General features: G+C 53.0%; 15 protein-coding genes. 11 read left to right on the top strand and 4 right to left on the bottom strand.

All coding sequences use genetic code 11. The annotated features are described in order from the left end of the window. Window positions 1-60 precede the first annotated feature (60 nt). The 3 genes from C2M34_RS09395 to C2M34_RS09385 all read right to left on the bottom strand — a co-directional run bounded on the left by C2M34_RS09395 (window position 61) and on the right by C2M34_RS09385 (window position 2,579). On the bottom strand, window positions 61-846 hold the full coding sequence (locus C2M34_RS09395; protein WP_105258620.1) for a hypothetical protein: 786 nt from the start codon (window positions 844-846) through the stop codon (window positions 61-63). 67 nt (window positions 847-913) lie between these two features. After that, window positions 914-2,077, bottom strand: coding sequence for a BamA/TamA family outer membrane protein (locus tag C2M34_RS09390; RefSeq protein WP_105258619.1), 1,164 nt, complete (start codon window positions 2,075-2,077; stop codon window positions 914-916). Between the two features lie 94 nt (window positions 2,078-2,171). Then, window positions 2,172-2,579 carry a hypothetical protein gene (locus C2M34_RS09385; protein WP_105201249.1) on the bottom strand — a complete coding sequence of 136 codons (408 nt, stop codon included), beginning with the start codon at window positions 2,577-2,579 and terminating at the stop codon, window positions 2,172-2,174. 206 nt (window positions 2,580-2,785) lie between these two features. Between C2M34_RS09385 and C2M34_RS09380 the strand changes: the two genes are divergently transcribed. Beyond that, window positions 2,786-6,727 carry a rhombosortase-dependent M36 family metallopeptidase gene (locus C2M34_RS09380; RefSeq protein WP_158681414.1) on the top strand — a complete coding sequence of 1,314 codons (3,942 nt, stop codon included), beginning with the start codon at window positions 2,786-2,788 and terminating at the stop codon, window positions 6,725-6,727. A 56-nt stretch (window positions 6,728-6,783) separates the two neighbouring features. Here C2M34_RS09380 and C2M34_RS09375 read toward each other — a convergent pair whose 3' ends face one another. Next, window positions 6,784-7,737, bottom strand: coding sequence for a HEAT repeat domain-containing protein (locus tag C2M34_RS09375; protein WP_158681413.1), 954 nt, complete (start codon window positions 7,735-7,737; stop codon window positions 6,784-6,786). A 273-nt stretch (window positions 7,738-8,010) separates the two neighbouring features. Between C2M34_RS09375 and C2M34_RS09370 the strand changes: the two genes are divergently transcribed. Genes C2M34_RS09370 through C2M34_RS09325 form a run of 10 tightly spaced genes read left to right on the top strand, consistent with a single transcriptional unit; the run spans window position 8,011 to window position 15,972 of the window. Then, window positions 8,011-8,697, top strand: coding sequence for a thermostable hemolysin (locus C2M34_RS09370; protein ID WP_105258616.1), 687 nt, complete (start codon window positions 8,011-8,013; stop codon window positions 8,695-8,697). Next, window positions 8,694-10,127, top strand: coding sequence for an AMP-binding protein (locus C2M34_RS09365; RefSeq protein ID WP_105258615.1), 1,434 nt, complete (start codon window positions 8,694-8,696; stop codon window positions 10,125-10,127). The genes C2M34_RS09370 and C2M34_RS09365 overlap by 4 nt, the downstream gene beginning before the upstream one ends. Window positions 10,128-10,133: 6 nt before the next feature. Beyond that, window positions 10,134-10,823: a TenA family transcriptional regulator gene (locus C2M34_RS09360; RefSeq protein WP_105213787.1), complete on the top strand. Its 690-nt coding sequence runs from the start codon at window positions 10,134-10,136 to the stop codon at window positions 10,821-10,823. Then, window positions 10,820-11,605: an SDR family oxidoreductase gene (locus tag C2M34_RS09355; protein WP_105189269.1), complete on the top strand. Its 786-nt coding sequence runs from the start codon at window positions 10,820-10,822 to the stop codon at window positions 11,603-11,605. The genes C2M34_RS09360 and C2M34_RS09355 overlap by 4 nt, the downstream gene beginning before the upstream one ends. A 3-nt stretch (window positions 11,606-11,608) precedes the next feature. Further along, window positions 11,609-12,271 carry a tetratricopeptide repeat protein gene (locus C2M34_RS09350; RefSeq protein WP_234000072.1) on the top strand — a complete coding sequence of 221 codons (663 nt, stop codon included), beginning with the start codon at window positions 11,609-11,611 and terminating at the stop codon, window positions 12,269-12,271. A 15-nt stretch (window positions 12,272-12,286) separates the two neighbouring features. Next, window positions 12,287-12,961: a response regulator gene (locus C2M34_RS09345; protein ID WP_105258614.1), complete on the top strand. Its 675-nt coding sequence runs from the start codon at window positions 12,287-12,289 to the stop codon at window positions 12,959-12,961. Beyond that, a complete protein-coding gene (locus C2M34_RS09340; protein WP_105258613.1) occupies window positions 12,958-14,244 on the top strand; it encodes a sensor histidine kinase in 1,287 nt (428 codons plus the stop codon). Before C2M34_RS09345 ends, C2M34_RS09340 begins: the two co-directional genes overlap by 4 nt. Continuing rightward, window positions 14,229-14,570 (top strand): cupredoxin domain-containing protein, encoded by a 342-nt coding sequence (locus C2M34_RS09335; RefSeq protein ID WP_234398808.1) that lies wholly within the window; start codon window positions 14,229-14,231, stop codon window positions 14,568-14,570. The genes C2M34_RS09340 and C2M34_RS09335 overlap by 16 nt, the downstream gene beginning before the upstream one ends. Continuing rightward, window positions 14,567-15,295 (top strand): hypothetical protein, encoded by a 729-nt coding sequence (locus C2M34_RS09330; RefSeq protein WP_105258611.1) that lies wholly within the window; start codon window positions 14,567-14,569, stop codon window positions 15,293-15,295. Before C2M34_RS09335 ends, C2M34_RS09330 begins: the two co-directional genes overlap by 4 nt. After that, entirely contained in the window at window positions 15,283-15,972 is a 690-nt protein-coding gene (locus C2M34_RS09325) for a hypothetical protein (RefSeq protein ID WP_105258610.1), read from the top strand. The genes C2M34_RS09330 and C2M34_RS09325 overlap by 13 nt, the downstream gene beginning before the upstream one ends. Window positions 15,973-15,996 lie beyond the last annotated feature (24 nt).

Genomic DNA, 15,996 nt, shown 5'->3' with positions numbered 1-15,996 from the left:
GTATTCAATAACTTATCCTGCCGAGCGCGTCAGCGCAACGTGATCAGGGGTCAACTGAGCCTAAAGCTGGTAATTAAACTCGATGCGGTGATCGCCATCGAAAATATCGACGTTTTCCTTCCAGTTGGCAAAGTAACGCACATTCATGCGTGGGGTGATCTGATAACTGGCGGCAAACTCATGGGTTAAAATACTACTCTCGTTGGGGCCGTAATAATTGTCCTTGTAGGTGCTTGAGCCGGTGAGGGTTGTCAGCCAAAAAGGGTTGTAGTTCAGCCAGATCTTATCGCTTAAATTAACCTTGGCATACATGCCAATCAGGCCGTAGCCGCCCATTAACGAGTAACCATCGTCTACGCTGCCATCGCTTTGACGTTCATCCTTACCGACTGAGGCGCCTACGCCGGCAAGGGGGTAAAAGTTGAATGCCCCCTTAGGTGGCAGTGCCTGGATAATAGAGTAGGAAATGTCGGCACTTTCATCGGCGACCAGATTGGCGCGAAAGTTATAGTTCACATCGAGTTGGGTGGCGCGCAGGCTCTTTAGCGTCACGGCGAAGTTGCGAAAACGCAGCGAGTCGAGTGACTGGGTGGTGTGACGCTCTGAACGCCAGCCCAGGGTATCGCCGAGCAGGCCCTTGGCCTCAACCACAAACTGGGCGGCGGTGGTATCATCCCCGGTGTCGTAGGCCTTACCCAGTTTAAAGTTCAGTCCCTTGTCGGTGGCGCCGCCACCAACCTGGGTATAAATTGCCAGCGGGTCCGACATATCGGCAACGTCTTGCTCTTGAGCTAAGGCACTATTACATAGGGGGAGCGCACACAGGGTCAATAAAGCGTATTTCATTTCTCTATCCTTATTAGCAAAGTCCCTTACTGCAAACAGGGTAAGTAAATTTCATAATTGTTGTGGCCTACCAACTGCTGCCGGCTTGAATATATATCGCATTTTCTTCTGGGCCATGGGCGACATCTATGCCCATGCGAAAGCCATATCGCGGCGAGACCAGGTAGCGAAACCCAGCCCCAAGCGTGGTTTTGCTGCTTGCCGCAGACATTTTATCCCACCCATTGGCGGCACGGCCTATGCCGCTAAAGGCAATCAGCTTCCAACGGTCGTTGAGGTGATAACCGAGCTCAAGTTCGGCAACAGCTATATCTTCACCCTGGTAGCGCGACTTGGCAATACCCCGTAGGTCGATATAGGGCAGCACATAGACGGGTAAATTGCCTGCGCCCTGATTGCTTACTCCCTCATAATCCAGGCGTAGGGCAACGCGTGCTTTATTGGTCAAATGCCAGTAGTTTAGGGCGCTAAATACATAGCTGTGGTAGTCGCTGTCGCTGCCAAGGGCACCATCAAAGATCATGTATTCCAGATTGTAGTTATAGCCGAGTTCGGGGCTAAAGGGGCTATCCGTGGAGTCGTATTCGGCAACCAGGCCCAAGCCAGAAGTGTTGTTCTCCAGCTCTATTTGCTCAAGAGCATGATTTACCTCATCGACCCAGCGGCCTTCAAAGGCATGCAAAGGTGACTCGGCCAGGCTGATGTCGACATGGCGATAGAGTTGTTTGGCGCCAAAGAACCAATTTGAGTCGCGCCAGCGGGCGCTGAAGGTTTGTATTAACGCCGGTCCGCGTAAGTTGAGCTTTAGCGGCTCACTTAACTGCAGCTTGCCTAGGCTGTAAAAATCGAGGTTGATATCGCCATAACCCACAGCGCCGCGATAACGTAGGGTGTCCTGGCGCCAAAATGCAAGGTGACCCAGGGCAAAAAGGTGGGAGTGATTGCTGGTATAGGCGCCGCCAATCACGCTGATGCCGCTTGGCATAATAGGCGTATCTGTGGTGGCCTTGTCCTGATTGCTTTTGCTGTCGTGGAAAAACAGCCCGGCCAAGCCCAGTCCAGCGCCAACCGCTGGCTCGGTAATAATGGTGGGTACTGGTAAAAAGCGTCGTGGCTTTTGTTCAATTTGAGCCGGGCTTGAGTCGGGTGCTTGTTGCGCCCAGCTCTGGGACGCTCCGCCTAGAAGTAGCAATAACCAAAAAGTGATGCGTTGAGGCCAGGTGCCTTCCATAGTCTCTGTCTTGTTCGCAAATTAAACCGTTAGTATAGCAAATTATTTTTACATTCAATGCGTTACTAATCTGGTAAAAGAGGGTGAAAGCGGCCTAATATTGAGGTAGTTCGGTCAGAGGACTGTAATCAATTTGCAGCTCGACCAAGGTGAGCTCGGGCATGGTTTTTAAACGAGTCAGTTCGGCGGCCATATCCAGAGTCACTGTGGCGCTGAGGCGATAGTTGTCCCCGGCAATATGGGTAACTCTGTACTCGGGCGTCAGTTGTTCATAGGGCAGCGCCGAACTGGTGACGACAAAATCTCTGCCCACCAGTCCTGGTTCGCCGTTGCTGAGGTTGTCGATACGGGTTCCTGGTAATAACTTTTGTCCCCGCCAGCGGATTTTTTCGCCATTGTTGTCTAAGGTGAAATAGGTCTGTGCAGATGTGCTGGGCTGGGGTGATGATTGCTTTGGCTCGTCCTCACCACATGCGGCTAAGGTTGTTACCGTTAAAAGCATTAACAGGGATCGTATTAGCACCTTATTCGCTCACTTTTCTCTTGCTCTACAGATAGGGTAGTTGCATTGGTTTCAAATAGGCAAGGTATATTATGGTTATAAAGCAAGGTATTACTCCTAGGAACAAGCCAGAATCAGGTGTGGTTTTGGGACCGGTCAAGACGACTGCCACGACTTCAGTTCCGACGACAGTCACGACCCGGGTCATGACGACACTTTTCCTCACCTTGTCGTTGAATATGCCGATGGCATATGGCGCCTTTGCGCCAGGAGATCATTATCAGGCGCAATCGCAACCGCCCAAGTTGTTGGCCAAAGAACAACAGCGATTAGCCCAGCAACAGACCAAACTCGGTATGTCCTCGCACTTTGATCCCTTGCTTAACCGAGCCACCTTTGTCTGGGCACCGGCTACATCGGTACTTAACTTCACTTCTCAGGGTTCACTGCAGCAAAAAGCCCAGGCACATATGCAGCGTTTAAGCGGCATTGCCAACAATAAGTCGGCTCAACATCAAGCTGGGCATCAAGCTCAGCTCAGTCACTGGCATGACCCGGGTCAGGGCGCGGTGATCGGACGCTATCGTCAGTATGTGCAGGGTATTGAGGTATTTAATCGCCACTATAACGTGATGCTCGACCGCCGTGGCGAGCTAGTGGCCAGCTCCGGCTATTTTGCCGAGGTGCCTAGCGAGGCACAGAATTTCAGTGCCCTCACTGCTTTTGGCCATGCCTCTACCGCGGTGCGCCATGCCTTGCATCAGCTTAGTGGAGCTGCGCTGCAGCTTGAATCAATGGGCACACAACAGGGCTATAACTGGTTTAGGGTAGGCAGCAGCCACGCCGATGAGCTCTTTGCTGGAGTGCGCGCCAAAGCCGTGTTTTATCCCCTTAACGGAGAACTATTGGCGGCTCACTATGTGGAGGTTGAACGGCAAAACCGCGACACCTTGGTGAGTGATTACTTTGCCTATGTTATAGCCAGCGGCACTAACAAGGTGCTGTTCAAGAAGAATCTGCAAAGTCATGCCACGGCATACAACTATCGGGTGTATGCCGATGGACAAAGCGGCTATCCGATGGAAGGCCCTCATGGTGACGTGATCCCGGCCATGGGGCTGGGGCAGGAAGATGAAACTTCAGTGCTCAACGCCAATCTCGTGTCTCTCAGTTATTACTCAGGGCTGTCCACCGCCGATCCTTGGTTAAGCGACACGGCCACCCAAACCCAGGGTAACAATGTCTATGCCTATGCCGATATCACTGCGCCTCAAGGCTTTAGCGCCGGTGATCTCAATGCCGAAACCACCTCGGCTTTTACCTTTGATTATGTGCTCGACCCAGACTTACCACCCAGCGCCGAGGTCAATATTAAGGCTGCGGTGGTGAATCTGTTTTATATGAATAACTTTCTCCACGACTTTTTCTACGACCATGGCTTTGATGAAAGTGCCGGTGTGGCGCAACTGAGCAACTATGGTCGCGGCGGTGTTGAGGGCGACCCGATTAATGCCGAAGCACAGGACTACAGTGGCCTGAATAATGCCAATATGGCAACGCCTGCGGATGGGGCCAGCCCGCGCATGCAGATGTTTGTGTTTAACTCCAAAGACGCCAGGGTAGGAGAGGACTATGGGGTGATAGGCCCCGGTGGAGTGTTAACTTCGTCGCGGCGTTCGCAATTTGGCCCGGATGCCTTTGATATCAGCGCCGAGCTGGTGCGCTATAACGATGGCAACGATGTGGATTCCGCTAGCGTCTATGATGGCTGTGAAGTGCCCCTCGATCCCAGCCTACTGGTGGGCAAGGTAGCCATTATCGAGCGTGGTAGTTGTACCTTTGTGACCAAGGTGAAAAACGCCCAGAACGCAGGTGCTGTAGGGGCTTTGATCACTAATAATGTTGATGACGGGACTGCGGCGCCCATGGGCGGTGTCGATGACAGCATCACCATAGGCAATATGGGACTCAACTTTGCCGACGGTCAATCACTGTATACTGCCTTGAATAATGGCGTGGTCAATGTGCGTCTGTTCGACACCAATGCCCTCAAGGACGGCACCTTTGATAACGGTATTATTGCCCACGAATGGGGGCATTATATTAGCAATCGCCTGGTAGGGAATGGCGCTGGCTTAGTGAACTTTCAGGGCCAGGCCATGGGCGAGGGGTGGGGAGACTTTCATTCTCTGATGTTTATCGCCAAGGAAGAAGATGCGTCCATTGCGGGTAACAGTGATTTTACTAAGCCCTATGCCATCAGTACCTATGTGTCAGACTTTTACTTTGGTCTTCGCCGTGTTCCTTACACCCCGGATCAGACTATTAACCCTCTTAATTTTAGACACATTAGCGAAGGTGCCGGTGCCGATGTCAATCTGCCGCCGACCTCGGTGGCCTCGCCCCATGACCCGGGGGAGTTATGGGCGTCGGTGCTATGGGATACTTATGTGGCACTCATTAACCGTCATGGTTTTGCCCAGGCGCAACAACGCATGGCCCGTTATCTGATTGGCGGTTACAAGATGACCCCGGTTGCACCGCTCTACACCGAGGCGCGGGATGCGCTACTGGCTACCATAGCCGCCGAGGATATGACCGACTACCGCTTGGCCTTGGCCGCTTTTGCTAGGCGCGGTTTAGGCTTAGGGGCGCAGTCGCCAGAGCGTTACAGCGTCACCTTGGCCGGTGTGGTGGAATCATTTGAAACCGAGTTGGCCGCGTTCGCCGTCCAGGGAGTTAAGCTCGACGCCGACAGCGATCTGTATTGCAGTTTGGATGGCTTTTTAGACGTGGGAGAGCGTGGCAGTCTTAGCGTACAGCTCACCAATACAGGTAGCGAAACTCTAACCAATATACCGGTACAATTTACCCTTATGTCCGCTCAAGGTGTGATTTTAGGTAATGGTGGCAAGAGCACAGTGGCAGAACTAGCTCCCTTTGCGTCGGCCTGGAGCGAGCCCATCAGCATTGACCTGCTTAATGCCGAAGTGGCCAGTGAGCTCGAGATCGAGGTGAGCTTCCCCGAGCAAAGCGTTGGCGACGATATCGTCGAGCCACAGGCGGTGATCGAGCGTTTCACGGTCAACTTTAGCTTTACTGACGCGCCGCTTGTTAGCGCCAGTCAAGGCGATGATATGGAAAAGGCGGTGCTCAGTCGCGCCAATTTGCCCCTACTCTTGCTGAAGTCAGACCCCCGTGCAGAAAACACCTTGCGCTTTGATAACTCGGAACAAATCGCGCTCTTTGAGCAAGGCGGTTTCGAGCTGGGAGAGCAGGCGTTGTTCCTCAATAACAATGGCTATGAGTCAGATGTGGCGCTGACAACTCGATCCTTTATGGTGTCGACGCAGAGCGAATTCAGCCTGTCATTTTGGCATTACTATGCCTTGGAGGCATTCTGGGATGGCGCGGTGCTTGAAATTAAGGTCGATGATGGCGACTGGCAGGATGTGACCGAGGCCGGTGGTCAATTTAGTGTTGGCTACAACGGCACGCTTAACGAGAGCCCAACGCAATCTCTACAGTTGCGCAACGCATACACGGGTCGTAACAGCAGTGGCGGTGTGCTTGGCAACGAAGAGCAGGTGAGCTTTGGCACCCTGTTGGCAGGAAAGCAGGTGCAACTGCGTTTTCGCATCAGCACAGATATTAACGCTAATGACAGCGGCTGGTGGATAGATAACCTCACCATAGCCGGTATGGACAGTGCCGCCTTTTACCAACTCAGCGCCCCGGATCCAGACAATTGTGATAACCGCGCTCCTACCTTAGTGGAGTTGATGGCGCAAACCGTGGATGAAGGCGACGAAGTGACCTTAACCGCTCAGGCCGAGGATGTTGATGGTGATGAGCTCAGTTATCAATGGCGGCAGACACAAGGGCCCAGTGTGACCCTCAGTGGCGCACAAACCGCCAGTGTCAGCTTTACCGCGCCTCAAGTGAGTAGTCAGCAGCAGTTGCATTTTACCCTGAGCGTGAGCGATGGCGCGTTAAGCGCCGAGCAAAGTGTGGTGGTCACGGTCAATGATGTGCCCGTAGTAACGCCTCCACCCCCTCCTCCCGTCTCTAGCTCTGGCGGCGGAGGGGGCTCCTTTGGTTGGTTCTCTCTCGCCTTGTTTACCCTGATCCGCTTGTTGCGGAAATAGCAAAGAAAAAGGCCGCAAGAGGATGCGGCCTTTTTATCTTGCAGGGTAATTACAGCTTATAAATAAAGCTGAATGATTTCGCGATTCCACAAGCCTTCTTTAGAGCCGTCACTTTGCAGCACTTCGTTTTGCTTTTGCAAATAGCTATAGCTCACGGTGTTGCCTATATCACCCAAGGCCTTAAGCGCCATGGCGCGATCCGACCAGGAGCCGGTACCTTCATACAGGTCAATTAAAAGTTGCACACTGGCGTCGTCTTTCATATTACCAAGTGATGAGATGGCGGCGAGACGAAGGTATTCATCCTCAGATTTAACCAGTTCGCGCAAATAAGGCAGGGCGATTGGGTTATTGCTAAAACCAAGCTCATACACATCCAGGTAGTTGGCTTTAACGCCGGCACCCTTAATGCTGTCGATCAGAGTCTGGGTTTTTTCATCGGACAACTTGCCGCCCATAAGTTGCTGATTAATTTTCGCGCTTAATTCTTTAACCACCAGGCTCATGGGTTCATTCAGCGTTGGCTCAATAATTTCGTCAAAGCTCCACACCGGCACCTTGCCGCGCTTCACATAGACGGCAACGGGATAACTGCCTTTAGTCGTCTCCAGTTTGCCTTTGAGCATGGTGAAGGTAATAAAAGGAGTGAAACCATTGGTTCTATGGTTGCGCATATTAAAACGCAAGATCTCTAGCTTGTTTTCGCCCTCACCTAAGGTGATGGGCAAATCACGGGCGGCAAATTCTTCGGCTAAATGTGCCTCGAGGAACTCCACTTGCTTGAGTACCGTGCCTTCATACATCAAGGCGCTGGGCAAAATACCCGAAGTGAAGGGCGCGCTTTTATCGCTGCGCTGGTCGATTACCTGTATTTTTTGCTGGTTGGTCTGAGCCGTCGCCTCATAGGCATTTGGCGAAGGTTGTGGCTTACTCAGCTTGTATGAGCTGGGCGCACAGCCTTGAAGTAAAAGAGAGCAGGAAAGTGCAACTGTTATTGTTATTGTTTTCATTGTAAACATCATAGGTCCTTCAATTTGCTTAATAATTAGCCGCATGAAAATAGCAAACCGCTGAATCTAAAGCAACGAGTTTGTTACCAAGATGTAAACTGGTCTTTTGCGAATACGGGAATAAAAGGGTGTCAGCGATCGTCAACGGCTGTGCACGGTAAGCGCGTGCAGGCGCAGCAAATTAATTATTTTCTCTTTTTTAAGTTTCTTAAGACTTTCTTAAGTTTCGCTTTCTAAATTGATTCCATCGCCTCATCTTCAGTAGGGTTTGTTATGGAATCTTTATCGCTCAGCTACGGCACAATGCAGTCGCAAAATCTGTTACCCGAGCCCGCGTATCTCGCTCAAGGTTATTTTGTTGCCAATTCAGAGCAGCCCATCCATCGTAGTTTGGCGACCCGTATTCAAGCGGGGTTTGCCAAGCATTATGGCGCCGATGTGCAGGAGTTTATGCCGCTGTTGGCCTGTCTTGGTTACTCCGAGCAGCGCTATTGCTGTTTTGGTTTGCGCAGTGCCAGCCAGCCTTTGTTTATTAACCAATATTTGGATCAGCCAATAGCCGAGCACCTGCAGCAATGGCAATGCCTGCCGTCTCAGTGTATCGAGCTGGGTAATTTGGTGTCCACCCACAGTCAGGCAACGCTGGCACACTTTGTAGTCTTGGCCAAAGCGCTGCAACGAGCCGATAAACGCAAACTGGTATTTTGTGCCACCGCCCATATTCGTAATCTGCTTACTCGCATTGGTGCCCCATTTGAAGTGCTTGGCGACGCCAAGCCGGAGCGCCTGGCAGATTGCGGACTGAGTTGGGGTAGTTATTACACCAATACACCTCAGGTCTGTGTGGTGGATGTGGCGCAGGTTTGTAAGCATGTGGATAGCACCGACACCCTGTCCTATTTTGCCAAGTCCTATCAGAATGATATCGCTAATCTGGCCGCTGAGGTGGCGCATTTATGATGGCCGAATTAACCAGCCTTTGGCACGGCCAAGTGGTCGATGAGCAACAGCACATGGATGCAGCGCAGTTTTGGCAGCAAGTGGAGCGCCTGGCTACGCACCTAAAGGACATGCAGTTAAGCTGTGTGGCGGTGGCGCTGGATAATGGCCTGCCCTGGCTGGTGGTTGATTTTGCCCTGATGCAGGCGGGCATAGTGTCCTTGCCTTTGCCAGCCTTCTTTTCGCCCGAGCAACGCCAGTTTGCCCTGGATAAGGCGCGTCCCGAACTTATTATTGGCGCCGCCGACCAGGCAAAAAACGCCGCACAAAATGGCATAGAAACCTGGACTATTGGCAGTGAAAGCATAGCCCTGCAACCGAGTAATCTGGCGGCTCCCGAGCATGCAGTGCCCCAAGGGACGCAAAAAATTACCTTTACCTCTGGCTCTACCGGTCAACCCAAGGGCGTGTGTCTGTCCGCGGCGCATATGTTTGATGTCGCCGCGTCCTTGGTCAGTCGCACCGCGGTGGATGCGCCCAAGCATTTATGTTTGCTCCCCTTACCCGTGTTGCTTGAAAACGTAGCCGGGGTTTATGCGCCCATGTTGGCCGGTGGCGATATTTATGTGCCTTCGCTGACAAGCTTAGGCTTCGACGGCGCCCGGTTAACTACCCCACAAAAGCTCTTGGCCACCATTAGCGAGGTAGAGCCCAATACCCTGATTTTGGTGCCGGAATTATTAAAAGCCCTGGTGCAAGCCTGCGCTTCGGGTTGGCAGGCACCCAGTTCTTTAACCTTTATAGCCGTCGGTGGTGCCAAGGTTGCGCCCCAGTTAATTGCACGAGCCCATGATCTGGGTCTGCCCGTGTATCAGGGCTATGGCTTGTCTGAGGCCGGCTCGGTGGTGAGTTTAGCAACGGGCAACGGCGCCGGTGTGGGCGAGCCATTGGCGCATGTTCGTTATGAAATACGCGATGATGAAATGATCATCAAGGCACCGACCTTCCTTGGTTACCTTGGCGAGCCGAACACCCAGTCACAAGGCTTCGCCACCGGCGATCTGGTGCGCATGGACAATGGCGAGTTGCATATTCTTGGCCGTAAAAAGAACCAGCTTATTCTGAGCACCGGGCGCAATATTTCCCCGGAGTGGCCCGAGTCGCTCTTGCTTAGTCATGGGCCCATATTGCAAGCCGTGGTGGTCGGTGAAGGTCAGGCTTTTTTGAGCGCCCTTATTTATTGTCATGAGGCCGTCGATGACGCCCAGCTAGAGGCGCTTATCGACGCCACTAATGCGCAACTGCCCGAGTATGCGCAAATCGTTAAAACCCTGCGTTTAAGTGCGCCGCTCAGTGCTGCCGAGGGTTTGCTCAGTGCCAATCAAAGGCCCAAGCGCCCGGCTATTAATGCGCACTTTTCACCACAAATTTCTCAGTTATATCAGGAGTAGTCCGCTATGTTATTTTTCCAAAAACTGGTCGAACAAACCGAACAAGAGCGTCAATACCTGTTGTCTGCCGAGGTGATCCAAAAGGCGTTGGCCGGTCAGGTCAGCGTCGACCTTTATGTGGCCTTTTTACAACAAGCCTTTCATCACGTTAAACACACCATCCCACTTTTGATGGCCTGTGGCGCCCGCATTAGCAGCGAGCAGGAATGGTTACGCGACGCCATTGCCGAATACATAGAAGAAGAATTGGGACATCAGGAATGGGTGCTCAATGACATCAAGGCCTGTGGTTTTGATAAAGAGCAGGCCCGTTACAGCGAGCCCAATTTTGCCACCGAGATGATGGTCAGCTATGCCTACGACAGCATAGCGCGTATTTCGCCGCTCAGTTTCTTCGGCATGGTTCATGTGCTTGAAGGCACGTCCATTGCGCTGGCCGACAATGCCGCCGACACCATACGCACTAAGCTGGGGCTGCCAAAAAAAGCCTTTAGCTATCTCACCTCCCATGGTGCCTTGGATATAGAGCATGTGAAGTTCTTCCAGGGGCTGATGGACCGTATTACCGACGAGCAGGATCAGCAGGTGATAGTGAATGCGGCGAAGCGTTTTTATCGTCTCTACGGCGACATGTTCCGCACCCTGGATACTAACCATGGACTGGCGCCCCTGAGCGCCGAAGTGGAGGCGTTATGAGCGCGCCGATTGCGGTTTTGACCGGAGCCAGCGGCGGTATCGGCGGTGCCATCGCCAAACGATTGGCGGCCCGCAATTACCGGATGATCTTACTCGGTCGCGATCTACCGGCCTTGGAGCAGGTGCGCCAACAGTTGCCAAGCGACGAGGCGTCTTATCATCTGGCCTTACAGGTGGATTTAAGCAACGACGCCGATATTAGCCGGGTGGTTGATCTACTTGGCGATATTGGCCGCTGTGATTTGTTGGTCAACAACGCCGGGGTGAACACCATGGTGCCCTTTGAATCCCTGAGCAAGTGTGATCTCGACGCGGCGCTGGCGGTCAATGTCCGTGCGCCCATGTTGCTGTCTCAAGGGTTATTACCTCTGCTGCGACAAGGTGGCGGCACCATAGTGAATATTGGCTCCTCGTTTGGCGCCATAGGTTACCCGTTACAGGCCCAGTACTGTGCCACCAAGTTTGCTTTGCGCGGTTTTAGTGAAGCGCTGGCCAGAGAGCTAAGTGATACTCAGGTGCGGGTTAAATACTTTGCCCCGCGTGCCACACAAACGGCCATCAACAGCGACAAGGTCACGGCACTCAATAAGGCATTGGGTAACGCCATGGATACGCCGGAGTATGTGGCCGAAGAATTTATGCGTTTACTCGACTCTGACGAGCGCCGCCGCAGTGTCGGGGCCAAAGAGTCCTTCTTTGCAAAAATCAATGCGTTACTGCCCAAGGTGGTGGATAACGCCCTAGCGAAACAACTTGCGACCATTAAACAATTAATGAGGTGAACTATGAAACCCTATTTCGCAATGGCTCTTGTGGCCGCGGCCCTGTCTCAAAGTGCCTTTTCTCAAAGCACCTTGTCCAGTGCCGATGAGCAGATGAATCTGCAACAATTGATGCGCCAATGGGCCCATGTAAATTATGAGCTCAAGGGCGACGATCAAGAGGATGCCTTCGCCAAGCTGGCGAAGAGTGCGCAAAGCTATCGTCAGGCACACCCGGATGAGGCCGAAGGCCATATCTGGTCCGGCATTATTCATTCCAGTTACGCCGGTGCAAAGGGCGGCTTGGGGGCCTTAGGTCTGGCTAAAGAAGCGAAAAAAGACTTTGAAATGGCCATGCGCATCAATGGCGAAGCACTGCAAGGTTCGGCCTACACCAGTTTAGGTACCCTGTATGCGCAGGTGCCGGGCTGGCCTATCGGTTTTGGCGATGATGAGAAGGCTCAGGAGCTGTTTAAAAAGTCCTTGGCTATCAACCCTGACGGCATTGATATTAATTACTTTTATGCTCAGTTCCTCTATGATGAAAGGAAGTATAAACAAGCGAAAGCGCATTTATTGCGTGCCCAGGCAGCGGCGCCACGCGCCGAGCGTCCACTGGCCGATAAATATCGCCAGCAAGAGGTGGCTCAGTTACTGGCTAAGGTGGAGCGCAAGCTAAAACGCTAACAAAGGAGACAGGGATTGCGGTTGTTACTGGTGGAAGACGATGTCATCGTTAATGAAGGCTTGAGCCGTACCCTGGCTCACGAGGGTTATGCGGTGGAATCGGTGACCTGTTTGGCCGAGGCGCGGCCCATGGTGGCCCATGATGATGTGGATCTGGTGATCCTCGATCTCGGCCTGCCTGATGGCGATGGTTTAAGCCTGCTAACGGATATTAAACGTCGTGCCAAGCCCTTACCGGTGCTTATCCTCACCGCCCGTGACAGTCTGGATGACAAAATTCAGGGCCTGGATTTGGGTGCCGACGATTACCTGGTCAAGCCCTTTGCCGTGGACGAGCTATTAGCACGTTTGCGGGTGCTGGGTCGGCGCGTCACTGGTGTGGCATCAAGCGTATTGCAATGTGGTTCGGTGCAAATGGATCTCGGTGCCCATCAGGTCAGTGTCGATGGCGCCTTGCTCAATCTGCCGCGCAAGGAGTACATGCTGTTGAAGGCGTTAATGGAAAACCAAAGTCGGGTGCAGTCCAAAGAGCAGCTGGAACAAAAGCTGTACCAATGGGGGGAGGAGCTCGGTTCTAACGCCATCGAAGTGCATATTCACCATTTACGTAAAAAGTTGCCGGCCAAGATGATCAAAACCCTGCGGGGCATCGGCTATGTGTTGGCCACCAATGAAGGCGGCGAACCTTGAGCATACGCACCAAGCTGATGATGCTGTTGTTGGCCATGCTGGTGCTTATCCTGTTTTTAGCCCTGGCCCAGGGCTATCAACGCAGTTTGGCCCGTGCCGATGCCTTGTTTGACCAGCATCTCCAGGCCCGCACCCAATTGCTGTTTGCCGTTGCTCCCGAGGCCCTGCCCAAGCAACAGGCGCAATTTTGGCAGCGTTGGCAAGGCGATACTTTAGTGGGGGGAAGCGAAAGCTTACTCGCCAAGGTGCCGCCCCAGGGCCTGCAAACCATCAACAGCCAAGGGCAACGACTGCGTATCGCCACCTATTGCCGGCAAATAGATTGCGTGGTGCTGGGCGAGCCCATCAGTGAGCGTTTTGCCCTGTCGGAGCAATTGATCATCGCCCTGATGTTACCCATGTTGCTCGGCATTGCTTTATTGGCGGTGTTTATCAGTCTGGCGGTGAAGCGCGCCTTACAACCCCTCACCTTACTCTCTCGCGAGCTCAAAACACGTGCCGCCAATGACTTTTCCATGTTGCGCACCCAAGCCAAGGCCTCGGAAATCAAACCCGTGGTGGACACCCTGAATGCCCTGTTGCGGCGCACCGAGCAGGCCTATTTGCGTGAGCGCTACTTCGCCAGCGATGCCGCCCATGAGCTGCGCACACCCTTGAGCGCGATGAAAATCAACCTGCACAACTTATTACAGCGTCATAATGATGAGGATGCCAAAGCGCTGAGCCTGAGTGTCGACCGCCTTAATCATTTGGTGGAGCAAATGCTGGCCCTGGGACGGACTTCCTCCCAGCAGTGGCAGGACAAACTGGCCAAGCAGTCGCTGGCCCATATTTGCCAGCAGTTAATCGCCGAGCTCTATCCGCAAATAGCGCAGAAAAATCTGGATATCAGCTTAAGCGGCGAGTGTCGCGAGGTTATCGGTGAGCCCTTTACCCTTAATGTGATGTTGAAAAACATCATTAGCAACGCGGTGAAATACACCCCGGCTAATGGCCGTATTGCCATTCACTTGGCCGACCGAGGTGATAATATTGAGCTGCGGGTGGCCGACTCCGGCCCCGGCATTGCCAGCGAGTTACGGGAGCGCATTTTTGATCGTTTCTTTCGCGTTGGCGGCGACTCGCACCCAGCTCATATTCCCGGTGCGGGTTTGGGCTTGGCCATAGTCCAGCATGTGATAGGTCTCTATCAGGGCGAGGTGCAACTCAAGCAAAGTGAATGGGGCGGATTAGAAGTGATCATTACCATGGCGGTACAGCGGGAGACATTATGCAGCGATTGATATGGATATTGATGCTGCTGAGTATGCCGGCGTTCGCCGAGCTCAAAGAGTTTAAGCTGGTGCTCAAGGATCACCTTTTCTATCCGGCGCGCATGGAAGTGCCGAGCGGTGAAAAAATTCGCCTCTTGGTACACAACCTCGACGGCGACCCGGAAGAGTTCGACAGCTTTGATTTAAACCGCGAGAAGGTGCTGTTCCCCGGGCGCATTAACGTTATCTATGTCGGCCCTCTGGCCCCCGGTGAGTACTTCTTTTTTGGCGAATTTGCACCCGACACCGCACGGGGAACCCTGGTAGCGGTGCCATTTGCGGAGCAAAGGCTATGATCAACAGTTTATTAGTGACCATCAATCAATTGTTGCCGCCGGCGGTGTTGCTGGTGTTTGCCCTGGTGTTGCACGTTAAGCCCCTAGGTCGAAAGCGCTGGCTTATTTTATCCTTGTGGCTGGTGGTGCCGACATTGAGCTATATCCTCGCGCTTGAGCAGATCAGCCAGTGGTTTGATTACCTGGGCTTTGAGTATTCACAAATGCTGCTGGTGGCCCTATTGGTGCTGGCGGCGCTCAGCGGTTTGGCGCTGCGGCTATGGGCCAGTTTTGTGTTGCTGTTGGCCAGTGCCAGCTGTTTATATTTGAGTCACTACTTACCCTGGCTGCTGCAAGGGCAGATGGAGCTGGCTCGTGCCCTGGGGGTGTGTCTCGGGGTGGGCATAGTCGGTAGTTTTGCCATTTTATTTTATTTCTTTCTTACCTGGTTGGCCGATCACTACGGGCCCTGGGGGGTACTCGGCCTGTTTAGCATGCATATTGCCGGCTCCATGGTCGGCATGCTGGATATTGCCGCCGGTGCAGGCTTACTAACCATGCCTTCCCCCTTGGTGGATCTGCGCACCCTGTTGGACGAGCACAGTATTTTTGGCCGTTTGGCCAAGGTGGTAGTGGGTTATGAAGCGACCCCCAGTTCGCTGTCATTATGGGTGTATATATTGACGCTGTTGGCGCTGCTAGGGGCAGCAAAATGGCAACGGAGTAGACAAGAATGCGATATTTAACCTGGGCTTTATTGCTGCTGAGTGCCAGCAGTTGGGCCGATGGCATGGTGGTCGATAAGGTCTACCATCCCTATGTCCTGCCCTATGAGAGGGAGCTGGAATGGCGTCTGGTGTCGCGACAAACCGATGAAGGCAATGTGCTGGCGCAACGCTTTGGTGTTGGCGGTGCCATTAGTGAAACCCTGAGCCTGGAAGTCTATGGTGTCGGTGAGCGCGACGATGAAGGCGACTTTGGTCTGGCCGCCTATGAAGCTGAGTTGCGCTGGCAAATGGTCGAGCAGGGGCGTTATTGGGCCGATTTTGGCGCCCTATTTGAAATAGAAAAGCAGCACAAAGAAGATAACTATGAGATCACTTCCGGTCTCTTGTTCGAAAAAGAGTTCGGCATCACCAGCCTCACCGTCAATGCCTTCTTGGTGTATGAGTGGGGCAGTGATATTGATTCAGAGTGGGAGTCGGAGTTTCGGGCGCAATATCGTTACCGCCTGCGCTCGGCGTTTCAGCCGGCATTAGAGCTCTACAGCGGCGAAGACTTTGTCGGTGTAGGCCCGGGCTTTATCGGTTTGCATCGTTATGACGGTCAGCATCAGCTTAAATGGGAAGCGGGCTTTATCAGTGAAGTGGGGCATGGTGGTAAAGACCATAGCTTTCGCCTGGCCCTTGAGTTCGAGTTTTAACAGTACTTTGCAGCTGTTATCAGG

Source organism: Pseudoalteromonas sp. T1lg88 (assembly GCF_002964765.1).
Taxonomy (GTDB): domain Bacteria; phylum Pseudomonadota; class Gammaproteobacteria; order Enterobacterales; family Alteromonadaceae; genus Pseudoalteromonas.
The sequence above is the reverse complement of the archived record's forward strand: the minus strand, read 5'-3'. Positions and strand labels throughout refer to the sequence as shown.